Raw genomic sequence first — 26,687 nt, forward strand, 5'->3', positions numbered from 1 at the left:
GAATTTAAATGAGAACACATTTCATCGCAATAGGCGGGAGCGCTATGCACAACTTAGCATTAGCATTACATAACAAAGGATATAAAGTTACGGGCAGCGACGATGCTATTTTTGAACCATCAAAATCAAGATTAGAAAAAAAAGGAATTCTGCCTGCAGAAATGGGTTGGTTTCCTGAAAAAATCACTGCCGATATTGATGCTATAATTTTAGGAATGCATGCGAAAGCCGATAATCCTGAATTGCTAAAAGCACAGGAATTAGGTTTGAAAATATATTCGTATCCTGAATTTTTGTACGAACAGTCTAAAAATAAAACACGTGTTGTAATTGGAGGTTCTCACGGAAAAACAACCATTACTTCGATGATTTTGCACGTAATGCATTATCATAATATCGAAGTTGATTACATGGTAGGGGCACAGCTTGAAGGTTTTGATACCATGGTGCATCTTACAGAAGAAAATGATTTTATGGTTCTGGAAGGTGATGAATACTTATCTTCGCCTATAGACAGACGTCCGAAATTTCACTTGTATCAACCAAATATTGCTTTGATTTCAGGAATTGCCTGGGATCATATCAATGTTTTTCCAACGTATGAAAATTATGTTGAGCAATTTGAAATTTTTATTGCTAAAATTACAAATGGCGGGATTTTGGTTTATAATGAAGATGATGCTGAAGTAAAAAGAGTAGCAGAGGCGGCCACAAATCCAATTCGTAAACTGGCTTATTCTACTCCAAAATATAGCGTAAATGATGGCGTAACTTTATTAGAAACTCCTGAAGGCGATATGCCAATTGAAGTTTTTGGAGCGCACAATTTAAATAACCTGGCTGGTGCCAAATGGATCTGCCAAAACATGGGCGTAGACGAAGCCGACTTTTACGAAGCAATTGCAAGTTTTAAAGGTGCATCAAAACGTTTAGAAAAAATTGCCGAAGGAAAAGGAAAAGTGGCCTATAAAGATTTTGCTCACTCTCCAAGTAAAGTGGCTGCAACTACAAAAGCAGTAAAAGAACAATACCCAAACAGAACTTTGGTAGCTTGTCTGGAATTGCATACCTACAGTAGTTTAAATGCTGAATTTTTGAAAGAATATGAAGGAGCTTTAGAATATGCAGATGTTGCTGTAGTTTTCTATTCTCCGGATGCTGTAAAAATTAAACAGCTTGAAGAAGTAACTTATGAGCAAATTGCAACTGCTTTTAATCGTAAAGATTTAATTATTTATACTAATCCGGCTGAGTTCAAAGAATATTTGTTTCATTTAAATCTTGATAATTCGGCTTTGTTATTGATGAGTTCAGGAAATTACGGAGGATTAAACTTTGATGAAGTAAAAGGCTTAATTGAGTAGTTTTATTTGCAATGAACAGAAGAGTTGCTAAGTTAAAAAGAAAATAAACGACAGCTAAAAAATGAAATAAAACGCAATGATAAAAAACTGTATAAGTTATTTGTTGGTTTTTTAATTTTTGGAATTTTAAACTGGCTTTTCTGGTATAATCAATATTTGAATAAGGGAATTCTTGGTGATATAATATTTGTTTATCTGCCCATTTTACTGGGAATGATTTTCTTTTCTTTTAAGTTCAATTCTTTTGTTAAATATTATTCAGATACAACTTCAGTCCTTGATAAAATTGGCTGTTTTTTACTTTTGTCTTTGATGGGAGTAATGATTTCTTTTCTTAGTTTTGGAACTGTGTCTGATATTATTTATAAGTCTTTAATGGATTATTCTATAAAGGATAAGCCAACAGAAATGCAATCTTATACGATCAAAAGATTCATTTACGGTTCGGGAGGAAGAAATAGTATCAAAAGGTTTTCAAGGATTGAGTATTACGATTCAGGAGAGCATGAAGGAAATTTTAGTCTTAGTAAATTTGATGGTGATGATTCAGATGTTATTAGAGAATTAAGAAATCTGGACAACAACCAAATCAAAAAGAAGAAATTAGTTTTGTACACCAAAGAAGGTTTTTGGGGTATAAAAAAGATTATAAATTATAAGATTAATTAATAGGTCTAAAATGCCAATTACAATTAGTAGTTGGCATTTTTTTTCTTAATTTAATTTGGCATTTTTCTATTGCCATTTTATTTAATCTTTATTCCCAATACCTATAATGTCCTACAATTTTATATTCAAATAAACAATCCTGCAGTACTTGTCCGTTACCAACATTGTGTACAATCAGGTTTCTTTTTCCGTCACTTGATTTTTTGCTGGTTACGATTCCAATATGTGGCAATTTGTTATTAATAAGCCAGGTTACAATTTCTCCGGTTTTATAATCTTTTGGATCTTGTGTTACGGAAAGTTTTTTTCCGTTTCTTTCAAAAAAAATTTCCAGATTAGGAACTCTTCTATGATCAATATTAGTATCTGTTTTAGTCATTCCCCATTTTTCTAGATTAGGATATTTAGAAAAATTTTCGATCATATCTTCATGAACTTCTTTTTGCAAATCGATGCCTAATTTTCGATAGGAACGAATAATAACATCTGTACAAACGCCCTTATTTTTAGGAACATCTCCGTTAGGATATTCGATAGAGAAATAAGCAGGATCATAATCTATTGATGGGTCAATTATAGAGATCGCTGCATTAGATAATTTCTCAGCGAAGTTTTTTGCTGCTGTTGGCGTAGTTTGAGAGAAAGTATTGCTTTTTTCTTTTTGATTACATGAAATGAATAAAAAGATGATGAGTAAGGTATATGGAAATTTCATTGCGAATTTGGCAGAAGTTTGGTTAAGAGTCTTTTGGCATTTAAAGTTAATTAATTTGAAAATAGTAATCACTTTTTATGACTGATTTTTCTTATTTTTAAATATATTCGCTTTTTGGATTAAAAGTAAAATGAATTCAAAAATAAAGATTGTCAGCAGAAAAAGAGTGCAAACTCTAATTTATATATGATTAATAATATACAATAATGGAAACAACTCATTTTCCTATAAACAATTGGTCTGAAGATGACCGACCTCGTGAAAAATTAATGCTGAAAGGTAAAATAGCCTTAAGTGATGCTGAACTTATTGCAATTTTGATTGGTTCAGGAAGTCGAAACGAGTCGGCTGTAGCTTTAAGCAAACGAATTTTATCAAGTGTTGATAGTTTAAATGGTTTAGGCAAAATGTCAGTTTCTCAATTGACTAATTTTAAAGGAATAGGAGAGGCTAAAGCAATTACAATTATTGCCGCATTAGAGCTTGGTCGGCGCCGAAGAGCCGAAGATGCGGTAGATTTAGTAAAAGTTACCTCTAGTAAAAAGGTATTCGAAATGATGCAACCTATTATTGGTGAATTAACACATGAAGAATTTTGGGTGCTTTTTCTGAATAATTCTAATAAGATAATTTCTAAATCGCAGCTTAGTAAAGGCGGAATAACAGGTACAATTGTAGATGCGCGTCTTGTGTTTAAATTAGCACTTGAAAATGGTGCTACAGGCCTGATTTTGTGTCATAATCATCCGTCAGGTAATTTACAGCCCAGTGAGGCGGACAAGGAAATTACAAAAAAACTAAAATTGGCCGGTGAAAGTTTAGATGTTAAAGTTTTAGATCATTTGATTATTACTGAAACAAAATATTATAGTTTTGTAGATGAAGGAATTTTTTAACAGATGAAAACAAATATTACCGATGTTTTTTTTGATTTAGATCATACACTTTGGGATTTTGATAGGAACTCACAGATGGCTTTTGATCGAATTTTTAAAAACAGATTTCCTGAAATTAAAATACAGGATTTTATAGCAAAATACGCTCCTATAAATCAGGAGTGCTGGAAGCTTTATCAAAACGATAAAATTACTCACTTAGAATTGCGTTACAATAGATTGAAGTTTTCTTTTGATGCTTTAAACATTAATATTTCTGATGAAAATATTAATCAAATTGCAAATGATTATATAGAGTTTTTAACTGATAATAACCATCTTTTTGATGGTGCAATCGAAGTTTTAGACTATTTAAGACCAAAATACAGATTGCATATCATTACAAATGGTTTTGCAAATGTTCAGGACAAGAAAATTAATAATGCTCTTCTTTCAGGATATTTCCAGACTATAACAAATTCTGAATTGGCAGGCGTAAAAAAGCCAAATAGTATTATCTTTGATTATGCTGTAAATGTTGCCAAAGCTTCTAAACAAAATAGTGTCATGATTGGCGATTGCCTTGATGCCGATGTCAATGGAGCTTTAAACGCTGGACTGGATGCTATTTTTTTTAATGATAAAAAAATTACGGTCCCGGATAATATTAAACAAATAAACCATTTATTAGAACTTAAAAAATATTTATAATTATGAGAATAAAATTTTTGTTGATTGCGCTTCTTACTTCAGTTATTGGGTTTTCGCAATCTGTTAATGATTACAAAGCAGTGATTGTGCCTTTAAAATATGAGTTTCTTAAAACAGAAAACCAATACAGGTTATCAACGATGACTAAGGCAAATTTGGTTAAAGCTGGTTTTAAGGCTTTTTATGGTAATGAACAGCTTCCGGCAGAATTTGCTGATCGTTGCGATCTATTGTATGCAGATGTAAAAAGAGATAATGGTTTTTTAGTGACCAAACTTTTTGTTGAATTTAGAGACTGCTATGGTAAAGTTGTATTTACTTCGCAAGTAGGAAAAAGTAAAGAGAAAGAATACGAATCAGCTTATAGAGAAAGTCTTGAAATGGCATTTGTTTCTATAAATGCACTGCAATATAAGTATAATGGAAAAAGTGCTAATACAGTGAAAACTGTTACTGCTTCGGTTCCTGCAACTGTTCAAACTGTGACTGCTGCAGCAACTGTATCGGCTCCGGTGGCAGATATTACAGATCCTAACTTGTTATATGCGCAACCTACAGAAAACGGATATCAGCTAATTGATAAAACTCCCAAAGTAGTAATGAAGTTGTTAAAAACATCTCGTCCTGATTCCTTTATTGCAATAAAAGATGGTATTCAGGGATCATTAAATGCAAAAGACAATCAATGGTTTTTCGAATATTACAAGAATGATCAATTAGTATCTGAAAAAGTTGTAGTAAAATTCTAAAAATAATAAAATACGGTTTTAGTAACCATATTTATCTTTCCAACGGTTCTTTAAAAATTCGCGGTTGCTATTCTCTCTAGAATTGTTACCAGGATTATAAAGAACCGTTTTCTTTATGGCATCAGGTAAAAACTCCTGTTCGGCAAAATTATTAGCGTAGTCGTGCGAGTATTTATAATCATCACCATAACCTAATTCTTTCATAAGTTTAGTTGGCGCATTTCTTAAATGAATAGGGACAGGTAAATCACCGGTTTGTTTTACCAATTGTTGTGCGTTACCAATTGCCATATAAGAAGCATTACTTTTAGGAGATGTTGCCAGATATATGGCACATTGACTTAATATAATTCGGCTTTCAGGATAACCAATGGTAGTCACGGCCTGAAAAGTATTGTTTGCCATTATAAAAGCCGTTGGATTTGCATTTCCAATATCTTCACTAGATAAAATAAGCATTCTTCTCGCAATAAATTTCACGTCTTCACCACCTTCAATCATTCTTGCGAGCCAATAAACAGCACCGTTTGGATCGCTGCCGCGAATTGATTTTATAAATGCCGAAACAATATCATAGTGCTGCTCACCACTTTTGTCATACAAAACAGTATTTTGCTGAACCAGTTCAAAAACCCTATCATTTGTAATAATTATTTCATCGCCTGCAGAAGCATTTACAACAAGTTCAAAAATATTCAGTAATTTTCGTCCATCTCCGCCCGAAAGTCGGAGTAAAGCTTCTGTTTCTTTTAATGTAATATTTTTTGAAGCCAGATAAGTATCTGTTTTCATAGCACGATGCAATAAGGCTTCTAAATCTGCTTTTGTAAAAGCATTTAGTATATAAACTTGACAACGTGACAATAATGCAGGAATAACTTCAAAACTTGGGTTCTCTGTAGTAGCACCAATAAGTGTGATCCATCCTTTTTCTACCGCTGCTAAAAGTGAATCTTGTTGTGATTTGCTAAAACGATGAATCTCATCAATAAATAAAATAGGGTTTTTGGCCGTAAATAATCCGCCGCTTTGTTTTGCTTTTTCGATTACGTCACGAATATCTTTTACTCCCGAATTTATTGCACTCAAAATGTAGAAAGGACGTTTAGATTCCTGAGCAATAATTTGGGCCAGAGTTGTTTTTCCTGTTCCCGGAGGTCCCCAAAATATCAATGACGGAATGATTCCTTTCGAAATTTGTTGTGTCAAAGAACCATTTGGTCCAACCAAATGACTTTGACTAATATAATCTTCTAATTGCTGTGGGCGAATACGCTCGGCTAAAGGTGCTTCCATTTTGTAAAATTACTATTTCAATTTTAATTTTATAGTTAAAAAAGGGTTACAAATCATAACAAAGGGTATAAGGAGCATAGCTGACAAATTATCAGTAAATTGTAATTGGATAGTTTTTTGATATTGTCTCTTTAACTTTATTTCCAAAAACAATGAATGATAACCACTTTAAATTTTCGAATGCTGTTATTGGCCTTCCTGTTTTCTTTGTTCTTTTTCTGTGGATTGTTTATTGGATGCAAATCCGGTTTGATTTTGATTTTTACCAACATGGTATTTATCCTCGTGATTTTTCGGGTTTACAAGGTATTTTGTTCAGTCCTTTTATTCACGAAAATTTAGATCATTTATATAATAACTCCATTCCGTTATTAGTATTACTGGCGGCGATGCAATTTTTTTATCCTAAGCAAACTTTGTCTGTTATTGCTTTCGGAATTGTATTGTCAGGTTTAATTACGTGGGTTATTGGTCGCGAAAATTATCATATTGGTGCAAGTGGACTGATTTATGTTTTGGTTAGTTTTATTTTTTTTAAAGGAATTCAAACTGGTTATTATCGTTTGGTGGCACTTTCATTATCAGTAATTTTACTCTACGGAGGAATGATTTGGTATGTTTTCCCAGACGTTGATAAAACAATTTCCTGGGAGGGACATTTGGCTGGTTTTATAACCGGATTTGTAATGTCTTTGCTTTATAAAACTCCCGAGTATACAAAACCGGTTGTTTATGAATGGCAAAAAGCTGATTTCAATCCGGAAGAAGATGCGTTTATGAAGCATTTTGATGAAAACGGAAATTTTGTAAATACGGAGATACCGGAAGAAGAAACAGAATCATTTTCGACTTATTATCATTCAGATGTTTCGGTTAATTATACTGTAACCAGAACAGAATCAGACGATAAATATAATAACTAATATTTGATTGATTTAAAAACGCTATTTTTGTTAGTGTTCTAATTTTAATTTGAGGTTATGAAATATTTAAACCTAACAATAGTTTTTTTATTAGTCTTACTTGCTTCTGAAGTATTTGCACAATGCGATGTAAAAAATAAAGTATTAGCCGATGGAACAATGGTATATTATTTTGAGCCATCTGATTTTTATGTTACCAAATCGAAGTCATTAAAAATTAATATTGTAACAGATAAAGAACATTACTTTGTTGCTTTGCAGCCATTGCCATTTCCTCCTAAAAATGATGGCAAGAAAATCAAAGATGATTTAATTATTCATTTGGCCAATAAAAAAGAATATAAGTTAACTCACTACGATACACAATACAGGCAAAATGATTCGATTATGCAAGTGCTTTATTTAATAGATGACAAAGATCTTGACGATTTTTCAAAATTTGAAGCATTGGTAGCAAAAATAAATATGCAGGGTACTGAGTTTGTTCGAGACTACACTTTTAAGTTGCATAAAGATGCTATTTTAAAACAGCTGACCTGCTTTTTGAAAAAGGAAGATAAATAATTCTATTCTTCGTTAGGAGAATCGCTTTTATGAGATAGTTTTTTTTTGATATTTCTAAAAAGATTATTAAACGTTAGTGTAAGTGAAGCAGCATTTACAATTTGAGTTTCTTCATTTCTGGGCAGGTATTCATTTGCATAAATCAATTCGACTTGTATATCATCTGAAAATAAATAACCAGCTCCAATATTTAGCCTGTTTCTGTCAAAGAAACTTTGTCCTGTTACTTTTGTTCCTGATTTAAAGAATAATTCATCTGAAGCTACTGCGTAAACGACACCTTGTCTTAGAATTTTGCTGTTTATGGGTTGAATGTACTTTATTTGTTGTCGATATCTTAAAACATTATCATAATCTCCATCTTCATTTCGCATATGCCTCAATTCCATTCTCATTCGGGTACTAAGAGTATATCCTGTTTTATGAAAATAGTAAATACTTTGTAAAGCAAACCTAACTTCGGGAGATTTAAACTGACCTATTTCAGGAACATCTTTGTTGTAATTGTAAGCTAAAAATGAAGAGAATTTCCAACGGGGAGAAAAGTAATAATGTCCCCATGCGCGTACAGAACGCTGAGTGTTTTGTTCGAAAATATTAGAAGAAGATTCTGTACTGCTATAGGTGGCTCCAATATTTAATTCAGTTGACCATTTTTCATTGATCGTTCTGTTGAATTGAATTTCATTCCAAAACTGATTGTATGTAGTAGTTTGTCCGTAATTAATACTTGTAATCAATAAAATTACAAGTATTAAACCGGTCTTTTTTGATAATATGTTATGAGAAGGTTTTAAAGACATCAATTGTTATATTTATTTGTCAACCTAATTCCTCAATACTTTGTTTAGCTCCTTTGGCGAACAGTCTCGTATAAAAATGCGCCACAGGCAACAGAAACGTTTAGAGATCCTATTGATCCAAACATTGGTAATTTTGCTTTTTCATCAACGATTTTAAGTACAGAAGGGTTTATTCCTCTTTCTTCCGATCCCATGATAATAGCTACTGGTTCGTTTAATGCAACGTCATATATATTTTGATCTGTTTTTTCAGTTGCGGCAACGGTTTTGATACCTGATCCCTGAAGATAGAAAATAGCATCTTTGATATGTTCAACTTTGCAAATTGGCACATTAAATACAGCTCCTGCTGATGTTTTAACGGTGTCTCCATTTACTGGGGCAGAACCAGATTTTTGTACAATGATTCCGTTTACACCAGTGCATTCTGCTGTTCTTATGATAGCCCCAAAGTTACGGGCATCAGAAATCTGGTCTAATATTAAAAATAAAGGTTTAGTTCCGGATGCAATGGTTGATTCAACTAAATGTTCCAGTTCTATAAAACCAATAGGAGAGATGGTTGCCACTGCTCCTTGGTGATTGTTTGGAGTTAATCGATTTAATTTTTCTACAGGTACGTATGAGAAATTAATGTTAGCGCGTTTCATCACTTTCATTAAATCTTTCATTAATTCTCCTGAAATCTCTTTTTGTATAAATACTTTATCGACTTCTTTACCTGCTTGAATTGCTTCTATAATGGCTCTAATTCCAAATATTTGATGTTCTTTTTCCATGGGACAAATATAGCGATAATGTTTGCAAAAAAAAATCACTCTGAAAAGAGAGTGACATAAGTAATGTTTTATATTTTGACAAAGGGTTTTTATTGAAATTCTTAAAAGTAAAAAGGGCACTCATCATAAGATAAGTGCCCTTTTATTGAAGTTGTTTTTAGATTTAAAAATACTATTATCTAGTACCTCCTGCCCACCAAACTTTTTCTGTGTAAACGTAGTTTCCATCTCCAAATGCTGCTTTTACATTGCTGTTTGCAGATACATCAGAATCACCATAAGGTAATCTAAGCGGGAACTGAGTTGCGTTCAATGGGTTTGCCAATTGAATTGGATGCGCAGCCGCAGAACCGTACATAGCTAATAAACGTCTGTAATCATTGTATGCTTCAGCAGATTCGTTTTCGTAGAAAGAAAGGTATTTTTGTACAGCAATTTCTTTTAATAAATCAGCATTAGTTACAATACCCAATCCAGCAACATAAGTTGTTGCATTTGTGGTTGAAAAATTAGTTGCCTCATCTTTATTGAAAGCAGCATTTACTGCAGCAGTCAAACTAGCTGTGCTTGTAACAGCAGCTGAGTTTCTTGCTTCTGCTTCTGCCTTAATGAACAATAGTTCGTGGTAGCTTAACATAAATATCGGATTACTTGCATCTAATAATGCTGAATACGAATAGTTTTGACTTTGAAGACTAACACCATTGATGTAAAACTCGTAAGTAAGTGGTGCTCCAGCTGATTTTCTTATTGGTTCAAAATAACCTGTAGTACGTGGGTCACCAGTTTTTGTAAGTAATTTATCATGTAAACTTTTGCTTGCAAATAAATATCCTCTATCATTATCGAATTGGAAATAGGGATTTGGAATATTCGAATTTTTCATTTTAAATTCTTCAGCTTTGCTTGTAAAAGATTTACTTACGTAAGTCAATACTTTTGCATAATCAGGATTTTTAAAAGAAAGACGTAAAGTATAACGAGCTAATAAACCATTAGCTGCTTTTATCCATTTAGCATTGTCTCCTCCGTAGATTAAATCCTGAGATCCTAAAGATGCATAAGTTGATGTTTTTCCTAAATTAACAATCGCATCTTCCAAAGTTGCGAAAACAATTTTATAAAGGTCTTCCTGACGGTCTAATTTAGGTGTAAAAATTACTCCAGGTTGAAAAGCCTCAGTAAAAGGAACGTCTCCAAACATATCTGTTAGCAAAGCTAAATTATATGCGTATAGAACTTGTGCAGCACCTAATGTTGCCGTGTTACCTTTTTCTTGACCAGTTGTACATTTATTAATGATCAACTTTAGGTTGTACATTGTTTGATATATGCTATTCCAAGAGTTGTTAAAAGTAGTCTGGTTTTTAGGTTCCCCATTTCTCGTCTCTGCATTGTACATTTGACCAAAACCACCTGCGTTTAATTCTACATAAACACCAGTGTAGAAAGATAGATCTGAACCGGTATTGCTGAATGCAGTACTTGTCATAGCGTCAGTGATGGCAAAACGAGTTGGCACATCTAATGGATCGTTTACGTTTTTGTTGATTTCGTCCATTTTATCCTCTGAACAAGAATTTAATGAAAGTGACGCAATCACCAAAAGTAAGATGACTTTATATTTTTTCATGATTTTTTTGAATTATATTAATTAATTGTTAGATTCATTCCAAATCCAATACTTGTTGTTTGTGGAACAGATAATCTTTCAAAACCTCCAGCCATATTATTGTTTCCTTGAGATGATTCTGGATCTAAGTTTGGCATTTTAGCCCATAATAAAATATTTCTTGCGAATGCAGTAACACGTATGTCGAATCCTGTAGAAAATTGAGGAAGTGTATATCCTAAAGATAATTCTCTAAGTTTCACGAAAGAAGCATCATATACTGCAGTTTCTGCAATATTTGAATATCTGTTATAAGTAGCTTCTTTAGTAGCAGCTTTTGTGTTTGGCTGTCCATCTGCTGTTACTCCTTCTTGAACTAATAGTTCGTCACGGTTTCCTGTTTTAGCACTTAATCCGTAAGTGTCTAATAATGAGTTTGTTCCGCTGTACATTTTACCTCCGTTTTTCCAGTCAAAAGTAGCTGCAAGAGTTATTTTTTTGTATCTGAAAGTAGTTGTTCCTCCTAGGTTGAATTTAGGTGCTACTTCTCCAAGTGATTTGGTTTCTCCAGCTACAGCTAATCCATTAGCATCAACTAGAATATTTCCATTAGCATCTCTTGCAAATGCCTGTCCGTAAATTACAGGAAAACGTTCTCCAATACTAGCTCTAATTTGTGGAGTTGTAAATCCTCCTAAGAAAATATTTGGCACACCTTCTTTTAATTCGTCTACAAAGTTATCAATTTGAGTATAGTTCGCAGATACTGTCCATTCGAAATCGTTAGTTCTAATTGGTGTAACACTTACGATCAATTCATGACTGTTAGTATGGATTTTTCCACCATTCATTACTAAAGTTGCAGCTCCTGTAGAACCTGCTAATGGTACCTGGAAGATTTGATCAATTACATTTTGTCTAGAGTAAGTATAATCGATACTTACGCGATCTTTAAATAATCTTACCTCACCACCTAATTCATAAGATCTTGTATTTTGAGGTTTTAAGTTTGGATCATACTGTACATTGTTTGGTATGTATGAATTTACACCTCCAAGTGGGTAATTTACCGGAGAGTTTGCCCAGAAACCACCTGAGTAGTTAGGTACAGAGTAGTAATTATCTAAATAAGATCCTGCTTGACCTACTTCAGCCCAAGATGCTCTAAGTTTAGCAAAAGATAGCGTAGAGTTTCCTTTTAAACCTTCCAATTCAGTTAATACAACACCTAATGATACTGATGGGTATACAAATGAACGGTTATCTCTTGGCATTGAAGATACAATATCGTTTCTTACTGTACCACCTAAGAAAATAAAGTTTTTGTATGCAAGATTCACGTTTCCAAATAAACCGAAAGTTCTGTTTTTAGCAATGTTATCTGTAGCAACTGTTTGTTGTGTATTTGATAAATTAGGAAAACCACCATAATTAAGGTTATTTCCTGTCATGCTGTACGATTTGTTGTATCTATCGTTAATCTCATTACCAACCAAAGCTGTTAAGTTTAAGTCGTCTGAAATTTTATATTCATAATTAACTGTGAATAATGAATTTACTGTTCTAGATGAAATTCCGTAGATTTCTAAATGTCCTGCTGTAGTTTGTGCATTTCCGTATTCTTGGATATCTCTATAATTAGTAGTATAAGTATCAGCACCAAGTTGGTAACGGAAAGTTAATTTATGTTGGTCGTTCGCTGAGATAGTTGGTGCGAATTCAACATATGTATTTCCGAAAAAACGGTCAGTTTGCTCGTCAAATATATTATTTTTAGCTGCCCAGTAAGGATTGTTAAATCCTGTTGGTCTGTAGTAAACTTGTTTGTAAGGATCTGTTGGACTTGCGAAGCCATTTCCTTTTAAATCATAGCTTATTGGACTTGCGAATGCACCTGCAACAGATGAATCATTTGCACCTGTAGCTTTTGTGATTTTAGTGTTGATGTAGTTACCAACGAATCCAGTTTTCCACTCGTCTCCTAATTTTGTACTAAACGCTGCTTTTGCATTGTAACGATCCAAACCAGTTGCAGGAATAAAACCATCCTGGTTAGAAGAACCTAAAGCAAACGCATAATTACTTTTGTCAGTAGCTTGTGTTATGTTGAAAGAGTTGTTAACTGTTATTCCTGTTTTAAAGAAATCACCAAAATTGTCATATACCTTAGGAGAAACCCATGGGTCTAAACCTGCTGTAACTCTTTGTGGTACGTAATATTGACCAGGATGAGCTCCTGCATTCATTCCGTTTAAAGCATTTGGAACATTACCCCCGTATGTTGGGTTGTTTGGTAATTCAGAAATTTTAGAACCCCAAGATAATGAACTTGTAGGATTGTATATCCCACCTGATCCTTGTGCATATTCATCTTGAAAATTAATTTTTCTAGATATGTCATCTGCAGTAATTGAGCTATTGAAGCTTATTGTAGGTTTTCCGCTTTTAGAAGCTCCTCTACCACTTTTTGTAGTAATTACTACTACACCATTTGAAGCTCTAAGTCCGTAAATTGCAGATGCAGCTTGTCCTTTAAGAATATTGATAGATTCAATATCGTTTGGATCAATATCTACTGCTCTGTTAGCAAGATCTGATCCGGTTACACTGTTTCCAGTGCTGTAATCAGCTTGAGATGCTACTGGCATACCATCAATTACATACAAAGGAGTATTGTTTCCTGTGAATGAACGAGCTCCACGAATTACAATTTGAGAAGAAGCTCCAGGAGCACCACTAGAAGGAGTAATTTGAACCCCTGCCAATTTTCCTTGAAGAGCACCAGCTAAGCTGTTGTTGTTTCCTCTTGTTAATTCTGTCGCTTTAACCTCTTGAGTAGCATATCCTAATGCTTTTTTCTCCTTTTTAATACCTAATGCAGTTACTACAACACTTTCCAGTTCTACTGAATCATTGTTTAGTTTTGCATTAACGCTAGATGAACTTGCTGTTAGTTCCTGGGATCTCATCCCAATGTAGCTGAAAATTAATACTTGGTTTGGTGCTGCTTTGATAGAATATTTTCCATCAAAATCAGTTTGTGTTGCTGTTTTTGTTCCTTTAACTAATACACTAACACCTGGTAAAGGCATTCCTGTATTGTCGGAAACAGTTCCAGAAACAACTCTTTCTTGCGCGAAAGTAAGTTGCGCAATTAGTACTAGCAATAGCACTAAGAATCCATTGAACTTTAGTTTCATTTTTAAATATTTTGAATTAGTTCGACAAAAATCTTAATAATTTGTTAATCTACCTAATATAAAAAGCTTTTTTTTTAGTTAAATTATGATTTTACTATAAGATATTGTTTTTTTATAGTTAAAAAACATGTGTAAATTGTAAATTCGTATTTTTTTGCTTCAAATATGATAATAATGAAAAATAATGTGATTGTTTAAAATGTTAAATTTAAGAAAATAGTGGTTATTATTCTTTTTTTTATAACTTTTACACAAAAAAACCACCCTTTTTGAAGGGTGGTTTTCTGTTAAATTATGTTAGGATTACTATTTACTTATCCCAGAATATTTTTGTGCTTAATTTATCTCCTCCAATTGAAGTTGATGCAGCATTGTAATTTGTAGCATTTAATGTTTGCTCTCTAATAGGATATGCCATTCTTGAAGGTACTTGGCCTTCAGCTGCAGCATCTGCATTTGCAGCTAGTGCTAAAACCGGGAAATTTAGTCTTCTTGTAGATGTCCATCCTTCAAAACCTCTGTTGAATAAAGCATACCAAGCTTGTTCTCCAATTTTTTGTTGCCATGTTCCTGCGGCTGTAGCATAAGCGACAGCTGGCTGACTTAAATAAGTATCTGCATCTGCTGAAGAAACACCCCAGTCTTGCATAGAAGCTCTAATGGCAGCTTCATAATGCGAAGCAATAGATCCTCCTACTGCAACTCCTCTTGCTGAAGCTTCAGCTAATAAAAATTCTACTTCGGCATAGTCTAATAAAGTACCGCTGAAATCAGGGGCTTTAATTTTGTCACTTGCGTGTGTAAATCTCGATTGAGAATTTTTTGTTCCTACTATTCCTCCTCTGTAACCAGTAACTGTTATCAGTTCGTCTGTAACAGGATCTGTATCTTTATACGTTGGTCTAAAATACTGCGCTTTTCTAGGGTCGTTTAAAGTTACTAATGCATCAACAAATGGTTTTGCAACAACAAAATCATTTCTTCCTGAAAATACCATATCTACATACAGTGGATTCGTGTTAGGAAGGTTTGACATATAAGGTAATTTTGCATTGTCAGCATTGGATGTAAATCCTCCTGCTGCGGCGGAAATAATTGTAGCGTCAGCAATAGCACCTTCTAGTCCGGATGCTTTTAAGTTTACTCCTAATTTTAATTTAATACTGTTAGCAAATTTAACCCAAGCATCTAAATCGTCTTTGTAGATAACTTCAGCATCTTCAAATGCAGACTCTGAAGTGTCTATGTTAGCAATGTCATTGTTTAGACGAACAATTAAATCTTTGTAGATGTCAAGAGCTTTGTCGTACTTAGGTAAGTAATTACCTGCTCCTTTTAATGATTCTGTATAAGGAACGTCTCCAAAAGTGTCTACTAATATTTGATAAGTATAAACCATCAAGATATCAATTAGTATTAATTGATTTTTCTTTCTGATTGTTTTTTGAGCAAATTCAGGATCGACAGGGTCTATTACATCTTTTTCTAAAAAAGCTTTTGCTTGCGATAAATCAGCTAGTGGTCCTGCGTATAATCTGTCCCAGTGATTGTCAGAAATTTTACGAGTTACCCAGTTGTAGGTAGATTCATCCAGATAAGTAGTTTCTGTCCATTGCTGGTTTACTAATCTAAATATGTTTTTATTTACGTTTGTATTAACCAATTGCTCAGTAAGACCTTTTTCTGCATTTGTAAATAAAGTGCTAGCAGGTACTACGGAAGGGTTTTTTACATCTACGTTTAAGTCTGTTAGGCTACTATCATCACAAGAAACTGTGAGAATCATAATTCCTAAAGCATATATTAATTTTTTCATTTTTTTGGTATTAAAATTTGAATGTTAAGTTAAATCCAATATCTCTGGTTGTTGGAAGTGATCCAACTGAATAACCTCTAGAGCTATTTCCTGAAGACAATCCGCTTTCTGGATCTGCGTATGGTAGATTTTTACTGATTATCCATAAATTCGATCCTACAAGGCTTGCTGATGCAGAGCTTAAGAAAGTGTTCTCGAACATTTTTTTAGGGAAGTTATATGTAATAGATACTTCTCTTAATTTTACGAATGAAGCATCGTAAATAAAGGCTTTGTTTGGAGCGGCTCCATAACCCATAGTGTTTTCGATCGTTCCGCCTTCTGTTCTTACAGTGTTAACTGATCCGTCTGGTGCAACACCCGGTTGTATAACTCCATTTTCTCTCATGTCACCTATAGCAGTTTCTTTGTATAATCCTGAAGCAAGACCGTAGTACATGTCTAGAGAGAAAATATCTCCACCTTTTTGAGTGTCAATTAAGAATCCAAAAGTTAAATTTTTGTATGTGAATTTATTTCTAACACCACCAATCCAATCTGGAGTGATATTTCCAATGGTATTGCTTGAAGAAGTAGTGATCAAATATTTTCCTGTAGTTTGATCTACTGTTGGCTGTCCGTTTGTGTAAACATAGTCTGTTCCTTTTAAGGCTCCATAAGCTTCTCCCGGAGCAGCATTTACAGTAACACCACCTTGAAAAGATCCTAATTGAAGGTTGTCAAGTCCGTTTGGTAATGAAATTACTTTACTTCTGTTATTAGACCAGTTGATGATTATTTCCCAAGAAAAATCTTTTGTTTTAATAGGAGTACCATTCAATTGAAGTTCTAAGCCTTTGTTTTCGATATTACCACCGTTAACAAGTCCGTTTGTATAGCTTGAAGCAGACGATACTGCTGCAGATACAATTTGATCAACAGAGTTTGTTTTGTAGTAAGTGATATCAAAGCCTAAACGTCTGTCTAGCATGCTTGCTTCTAAACCAACTTCGAATGATTTTGTTCTCTCTGGTTTAAGTTCTGGGTTTTTATTAATACTACGAAACGGAAGTAATAATGAATTTGTGTAAAGAGGTTGTCCTTGAAAATTAGAAACTCTTGTGTAAGTATTGTTAAGTTGTAATGCATCTGCATCATTACCAACTTCTGCATAGTTAACTCTGAATTTTCCTAAATTCAACCAATTTGCTTTTACTACGTTTGAGAATAAAAATGATCCTGAAATTGCAGGATAAACGTATGAATTGTTATCGTCTGGTAGTGTAGATGAAACGTCTCTTCTGATAGAAGCATCTACAAAATAAGTGTCTAGGTATCCAATAGATCCCTGAGCATAAATACCGTTAACACCTGAAGATATTTTAGCTTCTTTAGGGAATGGTAAATCTAATTTAGAGTTTGATAAAGCATAGATTCCAGGTACTACTAATCCACCAACTGTTGATGATAGTACATTGTCTCTGTCATTTCTTCTTATGTTAGTTCCAATAACTCCGTTTACGCTAATGTTGTCTCCGAATTTTTTATTGAAATTTAACATAAAATCGTAATTGATTTCTTGAAAGCTAATGTCATTTCTTTGGTATCCTGATGATTCATCAACTGGAGAAAGACCAAATCCTGAAGCTATAGAGCCAATTGCTCTTCTTTCTTCCTGAAGTTGTTTGTAAGTATCCAAAGACGCTCTTCCTAATGCGCTTAACCAAGGAGTAATTTCATAGTTTAAAGAGGCGTAGCTAAACAAACGAGTCCTGTCATCAGATGAGTAGTTCTGATAACGTGTAAAATAAGGGTTGTCCCAGTATGCTGGCACTAGACCTTCTGGACTAGTAGGGTCACTAAAGTTCCAGGTTATGTTTTGGCCTCCTGAAGCAAAGTAAACATCTTTTTGAGCTTGAACATCAGTGTTGGTTTGCCACCATTGTCTGAAGTTACTCATAATATTGTCGTTGTAACCAGTAGAGTTTCTACCAACTGTGCTTTGTAATGTAACCGAAGCATAAGCGTTAGCGGTAAGTTTATCAGTAACTTTTTGGCTAAATCTTGCACTTATTTGATTTTTTTTCAATTCACTATTCGGTAAAATACCTGTTTGATTTGTGTTAACGTAACTCATAGACAAGCTTGATCTTTCTGTTGATTTTTCAAGCGAGATGCTGTTAACAAATGTTTGAGCATCTTTAAAGAAAGTTACCGGGCCATTTTTTGCAGCTGCCCAAGGTGTTGCTTTTCCATAATTTGGCGAAAATGGTGTAAAAGCATCCCATTGATATACCGGCTGATTGTTGAATGCATCCCCATCAGAGGCATCGTTTGATGTGTCTACGGTATCTGGTGTTCCGGTTCCTAAGAATGATGATCCAAATCCATATCCTGATCCGTATCTGTTTTGGTATGTAGGAAAAGTTGATTTATCAATACTTCCGTTTGTAAATCCGCTTGAGAACGAAAATCCAATTTTATTATCGTTTGACTTTCCTTTTTTTGTTGTTACCATCACAACACCATTTGCAGCTCTAGATCCGTAAAGTGCTGTTGCAGCAGCTCCTTTAAGAATGTTGATGCTTTCGATATCTTCTTGGTTGATATCAGATGCGTTATTACCGTAATCGTAACCTCCGCCACCTACTTGTTGGGAAGAAGCGTTTGAGTTTGAGTTGTCAATTGGCACCCCGTCTATTACCCAAAGGGCCTGATTGTTTCCTGTAAGGGATTTGTTTCCTCTAATTACAACGTTTGTAGATCCTCCAAAGTTGTTGTTTCTCTGAACTTCCACACCCGCAGCTTTACCAGATAAAAGGTTAGCGACGTTTGCATTTCCTGCTCCGCCGTTAACATCTGCACCTGAAATTTGTTGAGAGGCATATCCAAGAGATTTTTTTTCTCTTTTAATACCCATTGCTGTTGTTACTACAACGCCTTCAAGTTGTTGGGCGTCTCCGGATAACTTAGTATTTACTTGTGATGAACTCGCTGTTATTTCCTGCGATTTCATTCCAATGTAGCTGAATACTAAAACTTGACTTGTTGTTGCTTTGATGGAATATTTACCATCAAAATCGGTTTGCGTTCCGGTTTTTGTTCCCTTAACTAATACACTTACGCCTGGTAGTGGCATACCTGCATCATCGGTAACAGTTCCCGAAACGGCTCTTTCTTGCGCGAAGGTTAATTGCGCGAATAGCACTAATAATAGCACTAAAAATCCATTGAACTTTGGCTTCATTTTCTCAATTATTTTGAATTAGTGATGCAATATTCATAATAATTAGTTAATAATCCTAACGTTGTGTTAACGAATTTCTCTTAAAGGTTAAAATTTAACATTATAACATATATTAACGATAGTGTTAAATAATTGAATTTCTCGAAGCTTTGTCCCGCCGTTAGTGAGATTAATCCGAAGTAGGCCATTCGCAGTTTGGATATTTGTTCCTATTCCAATTCCTGTTAAATTTTTTATTTTATCCGGATTTTGACTATTTGTTAAATCTTGATAAATCGCGTAATCTAAAATTGAATTTATGTATAAATTGCTTGATACAACATATCTGTATTCTGTTAGAAGCATGGTAGTTAAATTGCCTTGAAGGCTATTTTCGGTAAACCCTCTTATCGAGTTTATTCCGCCAAATCGGAATAATTCATTCGTAATGTAGTTTTTGCTCTTTAAGTATGAATTTTGCGAGTTAATGAAGATAAAGTTCTTTTTGTTTAATTCGAAATTGTAGAAGAGATTAAAATTGGTTGAAAATTGTGGGCTTGATTTAGCTGTTTCGGGATTGTCATTGGTATTTCTTTTTCCGTATCCGATCATAAAGTTAAGTGATGCCTTTTTTGGGAATAAATTGTTGATGTAATCTGTTTTTTTGTATTCTAAAGTTGATGTGATATAGGAGTTTTGGTAGTCGCTAATAGTAGAGTTATTGGTGTTTTGGATATCGCTTGATTCTGTAGATTGATATCCAAGATATATTTTTGAATTATAATTGATGTAGTATCCCAGATCAATTGCTGTTTTTGTGTTCTGAAAAGTACTATCCTGTTTGAAAATGTTCAATTGTGCTTTTATTCCTAGTGGCGATTGAAAGATGTAAGGAATTTCTAATTTGGTGTTAAAAGTTTTTTGCTGATTTCCATCGCTTTTCCAGTACAAAGAAAATTGTTCGCCAGCGTGGAGGGTATTTATAAGTGTTATGTCAAGGTAGCCGTTAATAGTTGTTTTTTTGTTTTCATCATTTGAAAATCCAATATAGCCATCAAAAGTATTAGCTTTTCTTTTTTCGATGTAAGTATATATTTTCGTCGAATCATTTGTGAATAAAATTTGGGGATATTTTGTTTGGTTTACAAATTCGAAATTACTGATATCGTCATATAGTTCTTTTACGGTTTCTTGATTGAAAGTTTTATTGAGGTATTTTTTGTTTAATTGTTTTAGATGTCCTTTAGGAAAATATTTTTTTTCTTCCAAATTAATCTGGGTTAGAATAATTGAATTAACGGTGCGTTTTTTTTCGGATTTAAAATTTAAATCAGCATAAATTATTAAATTCTCTCTCCGGATATTTTCAAGTTTTATTTTACTGAGTGCAAATCCCTTCTTTTCTGCATCAGCTATTTTTTGATTAAGAAAGTTTTCAACTTCTTGATAAGGTATAATTATGGTGTCTTTTTGTCTTTTTTCTAATTCAAAAAAAAGATTATTTATACCTATATATATATGTATCTCTTTAATTCTTTTTTTTAAGTCAATTATTAAGGTATAAGTACTGTCGTTTATCTGTTCAAGTTGCTGTGTTTTGTGGTCTAGAAAGCCAATTTTGGTTAGCTTTTCAGACATGATTGTTGTTTCTTTATTTAATGATTTAATATTGGGGTGTTTTTTTGTGTAGTCAAGTGAGTCGATTATTTTGTTTTCGGTATTGCCTGAGCCGGTTATTTTTAAATAAAAATTTTGACTATAACACGATGAGCTGATGCAGAGAATAATTATGTATAAGATATGTTTCAAGTCTAATGGTTTGGTTTTTAAAAGTATTGCAAATATCTATTATTTGTTTGTAAAAGTTTAAGGTTAAATAATGTTATTGAAAATTAATGGATTAACGTTTGTATAGTGAAAAATATTTTATACATTTGCAACCCCGTAAAAAGCGGGAATTTAATATACATAATAAATTTTTAGTATTAATTATGCCAACAATTCAACAATTAGTAAGAACAGGAAGAACTCAGATAACTAAGAAGAGTAAATCGGTTGCTTTAGATTCTTGTCCTCAAAGAAGAGGGGTTTGTACGCGTGTTTACACTACTACACCAAAAAAACCAAACTCTGCAATGCGTAAAGTTGCGCGTGTACGTTTGACAAATGGTAATGAGGTGAATGCTTACATCCCTGGAGAAGGACACAATTTACAAGAGCACTCGATAGTATTAGTTAGAGGTGGAAGGGTAAAAGATTTACCAGGTGTTAGATATCATATCGTTCGTGGAGCGCTTGACACGTCAGGAGTTGCAGGAAGAACGCAAAGAAGATCTAAGTACGGTGCTAAACGCCCAAAAGAAGCAAAAAAGTAATTTAAAACGTTAAGAGTTGGAGGTTAGGAGTTGAGGGTTAGATTGAAACAAATGTTGAAGTCTATAACATAACATTTAACGGATAACCTATAACTTTTTATTAAAAAAAAGACATGAGAAAAAGAGCGGCAAAGAAAAGACCACTTTTACCAGATCCAAGGTTTAACGACCAATTGGTAACACGTTTTGTGAACAACTTAATGTGGGATGGTAAGAAATCTACAGCTTTCAAAGTATTTTATGATGCAATTGACATCATTGAGTCTAAAAAGCAAGATTCAGAAAAATCTTCATTAGAAATTTGGAAAGATGCTTTAACAAACGTTATGCCTCACGTAGAAGTACGTAGTCGTAGAGTTGGTGGAGCTACATTTCAAATTCCAATGCAAATTAGACCAGACAGAAAAATTTCTATGGCAATGAAGTGGTTAATACTTTATTCTAGAAGAAGAAATGAAAAATCTATGGCACAACGTTTAGCGTCAGAATGTTTAGCTGCTGCTAAAGAAGAAGGTGCTGCGGTTAAGAAAAGAATGGATACTCACAAGATGGCAGAGGCTAATAAAGCTTTCTCTCACTTTAGATTTTAATTCGTAAGAAATGGCTAGAGATTTAAAATATACAAGAAATATCGGAATTGCTGCTCACATTGATGCTGGTAAAACAACAACAACTGAGCGTATTCTTTTTTATACTGGAAAGTCACATAAAATTGGTGAAGTACACGATGGTGCTGCAACAATGGACTGGATGGCTCAAGAGCAAGAAAGAGGTATTACAATTACTTCAGCTGCAACAACTTGTGAGTGGAATTTTCCAACTGAGCAAGGTAAAATTTTGCCTGAATCTTTGCCATATCACTTTAATATTATTGATACTCCTGGGCACGTTGACTTTACTGTAGAGGTAAACCGTTCTTTACGTGTACTTGATGGATTAGTTTTCTTGTTTAGTGCTGTTGATGGTGTTGAGCCGCAATCAGAAACTAACTGGAGACTTGCTGATCAATACAGAGTTCCTCGTATGGGATTCGTTAATAAAATGGACCGTCAAGGATCTAACTTTTTGGCAGTTTGTCAACAAGTTCGTGATATGCTAAAATCAAATGCTGTTGCGATCACTTTGCCAATTGGTGAAGAAAATGATTTCAAAGGTGTTGTAGATTTAGTAAAAAACCAAGCTATCATTTGGCATGATGCAACTCAAGGGGCAACTTTTGATATTGTGCCTATTCCTGAGGATATGGTTGCAGAGGTTAAAGAATACAGATCTATTCTTATTGAAGCGGTTGCTGATTATGATGAAAATCTTTTAGAGAAATTCATGGAAGATGAAAACTCTATTACAGAGGAAGAAATCAACAAGGCTTTAAGAGCTGCTACTATGGATATGGCAATCATTCCTATGATCGCTGGTTCTTCTTTCAAAAACAAAGGAGTTCAATTCATGTTAGATGCAGTTTGTAAATATTTACCTTCTCCTATGGATAAGGAAGGTATCGAAGGGATTCATCCTGATGATGCTGAATTATTAGAAGAAGATCAAACTAAAATCTTGCGTAAGCCAGATGTAAAAGAGCCGTTCGCTGCTTTGGCATTTAAAATTGCTACTGACCCATTCGTAGGTCGTTTAGCTTTCTTCCGTGCTTACTCTGGTCGTTTAGATGCTGGTTCTTATGTTTTGAACACACGTTCAGGAAATAAAGAAAGAATTTCTCGTATCTACCAAATGCACGCTAACAAACAAAATCCAATCGAATTTATTGAGGCTGGAGATATTGGAGCTGCTGTTGGATTTAAAGATATCAAAACTGGAGATACATTGTGTGATGAAAAACACCCAATTATTCTTGAGTCTATGAAATTCCCTGCGCCGGTAATTGGTATTGCAATTGAGCCTAAAACTAAAGCTGACGTTGATAAGATGGGTATGGCTTTGGCTAAATTAGCTGAAGAAGATCCAACATTTACTGTTAGAACAGATGAGGCTTCAGGGCAAACTATTATCTCTGGTATGGGTGAGCTTCACTTAGATATCCTAGTAGATCGTATGAAACGTGAATTTAAAGTTGAAGTGAACCAAGGTGAGCCTCAAGTTGAATATAAAGAAGCGTTTACAAGAACTGCTACGCATAGAGAAACTTACAAGAAACAATCAGGAGGTCGTGGTAAATTCGGTGATATCGTATTTACACTTGAGCCAGCTGACGAAGTTGATGGTAAAGTTCCTGTAGGATTACAGTTTATTAATGCAGTAAAAGGTGGTAACGTTCCTAAGGAATATATTCCATCTGTAGAAAAAGGTTTCCGTGAAGCTATGAAAACTGGTCCTTTGGCTGGTTATCAAGTGGATAGTTTGAAAGTAACTTTGACAGACGGATCCTTCCACCCTGTCGATTCTGATGCTCTTTCTTTTGAATTAGCGGCAAGAATGGGTTATAGAGAAGTGGCGAAAGCTGCTGGAGCTATTATTCTTGAGCCTATCATGAAAATGGAAGTTATTACTCCTGAAGAAAACATGGGAGATATCGTAGGTGATATCAACCGTCGTAGAGGTCAGGTTAACGACATGGGTGATAGAAACGGTGCTAAAACTATTAAGGCTGATGTGCCTTTATCAGAAATGTTTGGATATGTAACAACATTAAGAACATTATCTTCTGGTAGAGCAACTTCAACAATGGAGTTTTCTCACTATGCAGAAACACCTTCTAATATTTCAGAAGCTGTAATTAAAAAAGCAAAAGGTAACGCTTAATTCTTAAGAAAATGAGTCAAAAAATCAGAATAAAACTAAAATCTTACGATCACATGTTGGTAGATAAATCTGCTGAAAAGATCGTAAAAACAGTAAAAACTACTGGAGCAGTTGTAACAGGTCCAATTCCGTTGCCAACTCACAAAAAACTTTTCACTGTGTTACGTTCTCCGCACGTTAACAAAAAAGCGAGAGAGCAATTTGAAGTAATGTCATACAAGAGATTGATTGATATTTATTCATCTTCATCTAAAACTATTGATGCATTAATGAAACTTGAATTGCCAAGTGGAGTTGAAGTAGAAATAAAAGTATAATTTTTTATTATATTTTATATATAAAAGCGAGTCAGAAATGTCTCGCTTTTTTTGTTGCTGAAATTTTTGAAACTAGTTTGTTTTGAAGTATTTATTTTTGTGATTTATTTCTTTGTTTTTACTGAAATGTCTTTTGTTTAGGCTGTTGCGAGTGTTTTTTCTTGTCGAGATTATGTAATTGTTAAGGTAAATAAAGCAGTTTGTTAAAATATTAAAATTTGATTTTCTTGACGAATAAAATATTGAATGGGAAGGAATCGAAGCTTTGATTTTGATTATGAGACATTTAATTTTTCTAACTGTTTGGTATATTCAATTTTAATGTATACTTTTGCACTCCCTGTTTGGAAATTTCTGTTATTTTTAAATTGAAGGGAATTTTAGTAATTAATAATTAATATTTATGTCTGGGTTAATTGGTAAAAAAATCGGCATGACTAGTATTTTCGACGAAAACGGGAAAAACATTCCTTGTACAGTAATCGAGGCTGGGCCGTGTGTTGTTACCCAAGTCAGAACCAAAGGTGTTGACGGGTACGAAGCGTTGCAACTTGGTTTCGATGACAAAAACGAGAAACATTCCACTAAAGCGGCTTTAGGTCACTTTAAAAAAGCTGGAACTGTTGCTAAGAAAAAAGTCGTTGAATTTCAAGATTTTGCAACTGAACAAAAATTAGGAGATCTTATTGATGTTTCTATTTTTGCTGAAGGAGAATTTGTAGATGTACAAGGTGTATCTAAAGGTAAAGGTTTTCAAGGGGTTGTTAAACGTCACGGATTTGGTGGTGTTGGACAAGCAACTCACGGTCAACACAACCGTTTAAGAGCGCCAGGTTCTGTGGGAGCTTCTTCTTATCCATCTAGAGTATTCAAAGGAATGCGTATGGCTGGAAGAATGGGAGGAGACAATGTAAAAGTTCAAAACCTTAGAGTTTTAAAAGTGGTTGCTGAAAAGAACCTACTTGTTATTAAAGGATGTGTTCCTGGACATAAAAACTCTTATGTAATCATTCAGAAGTAATGGAAGTAAAAGTATTAGATTTCAACGGAAAAGATACTGGAAGAAAAGTTCAACTTTCTGATTCAGTATTCGCAATTGAACCAAACAATCACGCTGTATACCTTGATGTAAAGCAATATCTTGCTAATCAAAGACAAGGGACTCACAAAGCTAAAGAAAGAGCTGAAGTGACAGGAAGTACACGTAAGATTAAAAAACAAAAAGGAACTGGTACAGCTCGTGCGGGAAGTATCAAAAATCCATTGTTTAAAGGTGGTGGAACAATTTTTGGACCAAGACCAAGAAGTTATTCATTCAAATTGAATAAAAGCTTGAAAAGATTGGCGAGAAAATCAGCTTTCTCAATCAAAGCAAAAGAGTCGAATATTATCGTTCTTGAAGACTTTAATTTTGAAGCGCCAAACACTAAAAATTTCATTAACGTTTTGAAAGCTTTAGGGTTAGAAAATAAAAAATCTCTATTTGTGTTGGGAGAGTCAAATAAAAATGTATATTTGTCGTCACGCAATTTAAAGGCTTCTAATGTCGTAACTAGCTCAGAATTAAGCACTTACGCTATTTTAAACACTAACAATTTAGTGCTTTTAGAAGGTTCTTTGGAGTTAATCGAAGAAAATTTAAGCAAATAATAGGAATATGAGTATCATAATTAGACCTATAGTAACAGAAAAAGTAACCAAAGAAAGTGAAGTTTTAAACCGCTTCGGATTCGTTGTTGACAAAAAAGCAAACAAAGTTCAAATTAAGAAAGCTGTTGAAGCTGCTTATGGAGTAACTATCGTTTCAGTTAACACGATGAACGTAAGACCGGATAGAAGCACAAAATACACTAAAAGTGGTTTGATCAGTGGAAAGACAAATGCATATAAAAAAGCGATTGTTCAAGTACAAGAAGGAGAAACAATTGATTTTTACAACAATATCTAAGATAGAAAA

23 protein-coding genes are annotated in these 26,687 nt (G+C 33.9%); 14 read left to right on the forward strand and 9 right to left on the reverse strand.

Annotated features, from left to right (window positions below; all coding sequences use genetic code 11):
• Positions 1 to 8 precede the first annotated feature (8 nt).
• Positions 9 to 1,364 (forward strand): UDP-N-acetylmuramate--L-alanine ligase, encoded by a 1,356-nt coding sequence (locus FLP_RS17610; RefSeq protein ID WP_065450838.1) that lies wholly within the window; start codon positions 9 to 11, stop codon positions 1,362 to 1,364.
• Positions 1,365 to 1,520: 156 nt separating this feature from the next.
• Entirely contained in the window at positions 1,521 to 2,033 is a 513-nt protein-coding gene (locus FLP_RS17615) for a hypothetical protein (protein WP_065450839.1), read from the forward strand.
• A gap of 88 nt (positions 2,034 to 2,121) precedes the next feature.
• On the opposite strand, the gene FLP_RS17620 is transcribed toward FLP_RS17615, so the two are convergent.
• A complete protein-coding gene (locus tag FLP_RS17620) occupies positions 2,122 to 2,748 on the reverse strand; it encodes a DUF1287 domain-containing protein (RefSeq protein ID WP_065450840.1) in 627 nt (208 codons plus the stop codon).
• 206 nt (positions 2,749 to 2,954) lie between these two features.
• Here FLP_RS17620 and radC point away from each other — a divergent pair, with 206 nt between their 5' ends.
• Genes radC through FLP_RS17635 form a run of 3 tightly spaced genes read left to right on the forward strand, consistent with a single transcriptional unit; the run spans position 2,955 to position 5,083 of the window.
• Entirely contained in the window at positions 2,955 to 3,644 is a 690-nt protein-coding gene (gene radC / locus FLP_RS17625) for a RadC family protein (protein WP_065450841.1), read from the forward strand.
• 3 nt (positions 3,645 to 3,647) lie between these two features.
• Positions 3,648 to 4,334 (forward strand): YjjG family noncanonical pyrimidine nucleotidase, encoded by a 687-nt coding sequence (locus FLP_RS17630; protein WP_065450842.1) that lies wholly within the window; start codon positions 3,648 to 3,650, stop codon positions 4,332 to 4,334.
• 2 nt (positions 4,335 to 4,336) lie between these two features.
• Positions 4,337 to 5,083: a hypothetical protein gene (locus FLP_RS17635; RefSeq protein WP_065450843.1), complete on the forward strand. Its 747-nt coding sequence runs from the start codon at positions 4,337 to 4,339 to the stop codon at positions 5,081 to 5,083.
• An 18-nt stretch (positions 5,084 to 5,101) separates the two neighbouring features.
• Here the strand turns inward: FLP_RS17635 and FLP_RS17640 are convergent, their stop codons facing one another.
• Positions 5,102 to 6,379: a replication-associated recombination protein A gene (locus FLP_RS17640; protein WP_065450844.1), complete on the reverse strand. Its 1,278-nt coding sequence runs from the start codon at positions 6,377 to 6,379 to the stop codon at positions 5,102 to 5,104.
• A 152-nt stretch (positions 6,380 to 6,531) separates the two neighbouring features.
• Here FLP_RS17640 and FLP_RS17645 point away from each other — a divergent pair, with 152 nt between their 5' ends.
• Complete coding sequence (locus tag FLP_RS17645) at positions 6,532 to 7,302, forward strand: rhomboid family intramembrane serine protease (protein ID WP_065450845.1); 771 nt, start codon at positions 6,532 to 6,534, stop codon at positions 7,300 to 7,302.
• A gap of 57 nt (positions 7,303 to 7,359) precedes the next feature.
• Entirely contained in the window at positions 7,360 to 7,866 is a 507-nt protein-coding gene (locus FLP_RS17650) for a hypothetical protein (RefSeq protein ID WP_065450846.1), read from the forward strand.
• Positions 7,867 to 7,868: 2 nt separating this feature from the next.
• Here the strand turns inward: FLP_RS17650 and FLP_RS17655 are convergent, their stop codons facing one another.
• The 7 genes from FLP_RS17655 to FLP_RS17685 all read right to left on the reverse strand — a co-directional run bounded on the left by FLP_RS17655 (position 7,869) and on the right by FLP_RS17685 (position 20,550).
• Complete coding sequence (locus tag FLP_RS17655; RefSeq protein ID WP_065450847.1) at positions 7,869 to 8,669, reverse strand: DUF2490 domain-containing protein; 801 nt, start codon at positions 8,667 to 8,669, stop codon at positions 7,869 to 7,871.
• 44 nt (positions 8,670 to 8,713) lie between these two features.
• The gene (rlmB, locus tag FLP_RS17660) at positions 8,714 to 9,448 is read right to left on the reverse strand and encodes a 23S rRNA (guanosine(2251)-2'-O)-methyltransferase RlmB (RefSeq protein WP_065450848.1); all 735 of its coding nucleotides are present in this window, start codon (positions 9,446 to 9,448) and stop codon (positions 8,714 to 8,716) included.
• 175 nt (positions 9,449 to 9,623) lie between these two features.
• Positions 9,624 to 11,081: a SusD/RagB family nutrient-binding outer membrane lipoprotein gene (locus FLP_RS17665; RefSeq protein WP_065450849.1), complete on the reverse strand. Its 1,458-nt coding sequence runs from the start codon at positions 11,079 to 11,081 to the stop codon at positions 9,624 to 9,626.
• A 17-nt stretch (positions 11,082 to 11,098) separates the two neighbouring features.
• On the reverse strand, positions 11,099 to 14,260 hold the full coding sequence (locus tag FLP_RS17670) for a SusC/RagA family TonB-linked outer membrane protein (RefSeq protein ID WP_065450850.1): 3,162 nt from the start codon (positions 14,258 to 14,260) through the stop codon (positions 11,099 to 11,101).
• Between the two features lie 310 nt (positions 14,261 to 14,570).
• Positions 14,571 to 16,076: a SusD/RagB family nutrient-binding outer membrane lipoprotein gene (locus FLP_RS17675; protein WP_065450851.1), complete on the reverse strand. Its 1,506-nt coding sequence runs from the start codon at positions 16,074 to 16,076 to the stop codon at positions 14,571 to 14,573.
• A 10-nt stretch (positions 16,077 to 16,086) separates the two neighbouring features.
• Entirely contained in the window at positions 16,087 to 19,302 is a 3,216-nt protein-coding gene (locus FLP_RS17680) for a SusC/RagA family TonB-linked outer membrane protein (RefSeq protein ID WP_065450852.1), read from the reverse strand.
• Between the two features lie 87 nt (positions 19,303 to 19,389).
• On the reverse strand, positions 19,390 to 20,550 hold the full coding sequence (locus tag FLP_RS17685; RefSeq protein WP_342341556.1) for a BamA/TamA family outer membrane protein: 1,161 nt from the start codon (positions 20,548 to 20,550) through the stop codon (positions 19,390 to 19,392).
• Between the two features lie 722 nt (positions 20,551 to 21,272).
• Here FLP_RS17685 and rpsL point away from each other — a divergent pair.
• The 7 genes from rpsL (at position 21,273) to rplW (ending at position 26,678) form a co-directional block, all read left to right on the forward strand.
• Positions 21,273 to 21,656, forward strand: a complete 384-nt coding sequence (gene rpsL, locus FLP_RS17690; protein ID WP_007136570.1) for a 30S ribosomal protein S12 — start codon at positions 21,273 to 21,275, stop codon at positions 21,654 to 21,656.
• 113 nt (positions 21,657 to 21,769) lie between these two features.
• Entirely contained in the window at positions 21,770 to 22,246 is a 477-nt protein-coding gene (gene rpsG, locus FLP_RS17695) for a 30S ribosomal protein S7 (RefSeq protein ID WP_007803600.1), read from the forward strand.
• Between the two features lie 10 nt (positions 22,247 to 22,256).
• Complete coding sequence (gene fusA / locus FLP_RS17700; protein WP_065450854.1) at positions 22,257 to 24,413, forward strand: elongation factor G; 2,157 nt, start codon at positions 22,257 to 22,259, stop codon at positions 24,411 to 24,413.
• 11 nt (positions 24,414 to 24,424) lie between these two features.
• Positions 24,425 to 24,730, forward strand: a complete 306-nt coding sequence (gene rpsJ, locus FLP_RS17705) for a 30S ribosomal protein S10 (protein ID WP_007803605.1) — start codon at positions 24,425 to 24,427, stop codon at positions 24,728 to 24,730.
• Positions 24,731 to 25,133: 403 nt separating this feature from the next.
• Positions 25,134 to 25,751: a 50S ribosomal protein L3 gene (gene rplC / locus FLP_RS17710; protein WP_007803612.1), complete on the forward strand. Its 618-nt coding sequence runs from the start codon at positions 25,134 to 25,136 to the stop codon at positions 25,749 to 25,751.
• Positions 25,751 to 26,380: a 50S ribosomal protein L4 gene (gene rplD / locus FLP_RS17715; RefSeq protein WP_065450855.1), complete on the forward strand. Its 630-nt coding sequence runs from the start codon at positions 25,751 to 25,753 to the stop codon at positions 26,378 to 26,380. The genes rplC and rplD overlap by 1 nt, the downstream gene beginning before the upstream one ends.
• Positions 26,381 to 26,387: 7 nt before the next feature.
• Positions 26,388 to 26,678, forward strand: a complete 291-nt coding sequence (gene rplW, locus FLP_RS17720) for a 50S ribosomal protein L23 (RefSeq protein WP_065450856.1) — start codon at positions 26,388 to 26,390, stop codon at positions 26,676 to 26,678.
• Positions 26,679 to 26,687: the final 9 nt, after the last annotated feature.

It is taken from the genome of Flavobacterium piscis, from assembly GCF_001686925.1.
Classification (GTDB): domain Bacteria; phylum Bacteroidota; class Bacteroidia; order Flavobacteriales; family Flavobacteriaceae; genus Flavobacterium; species Flavobacterium piscis.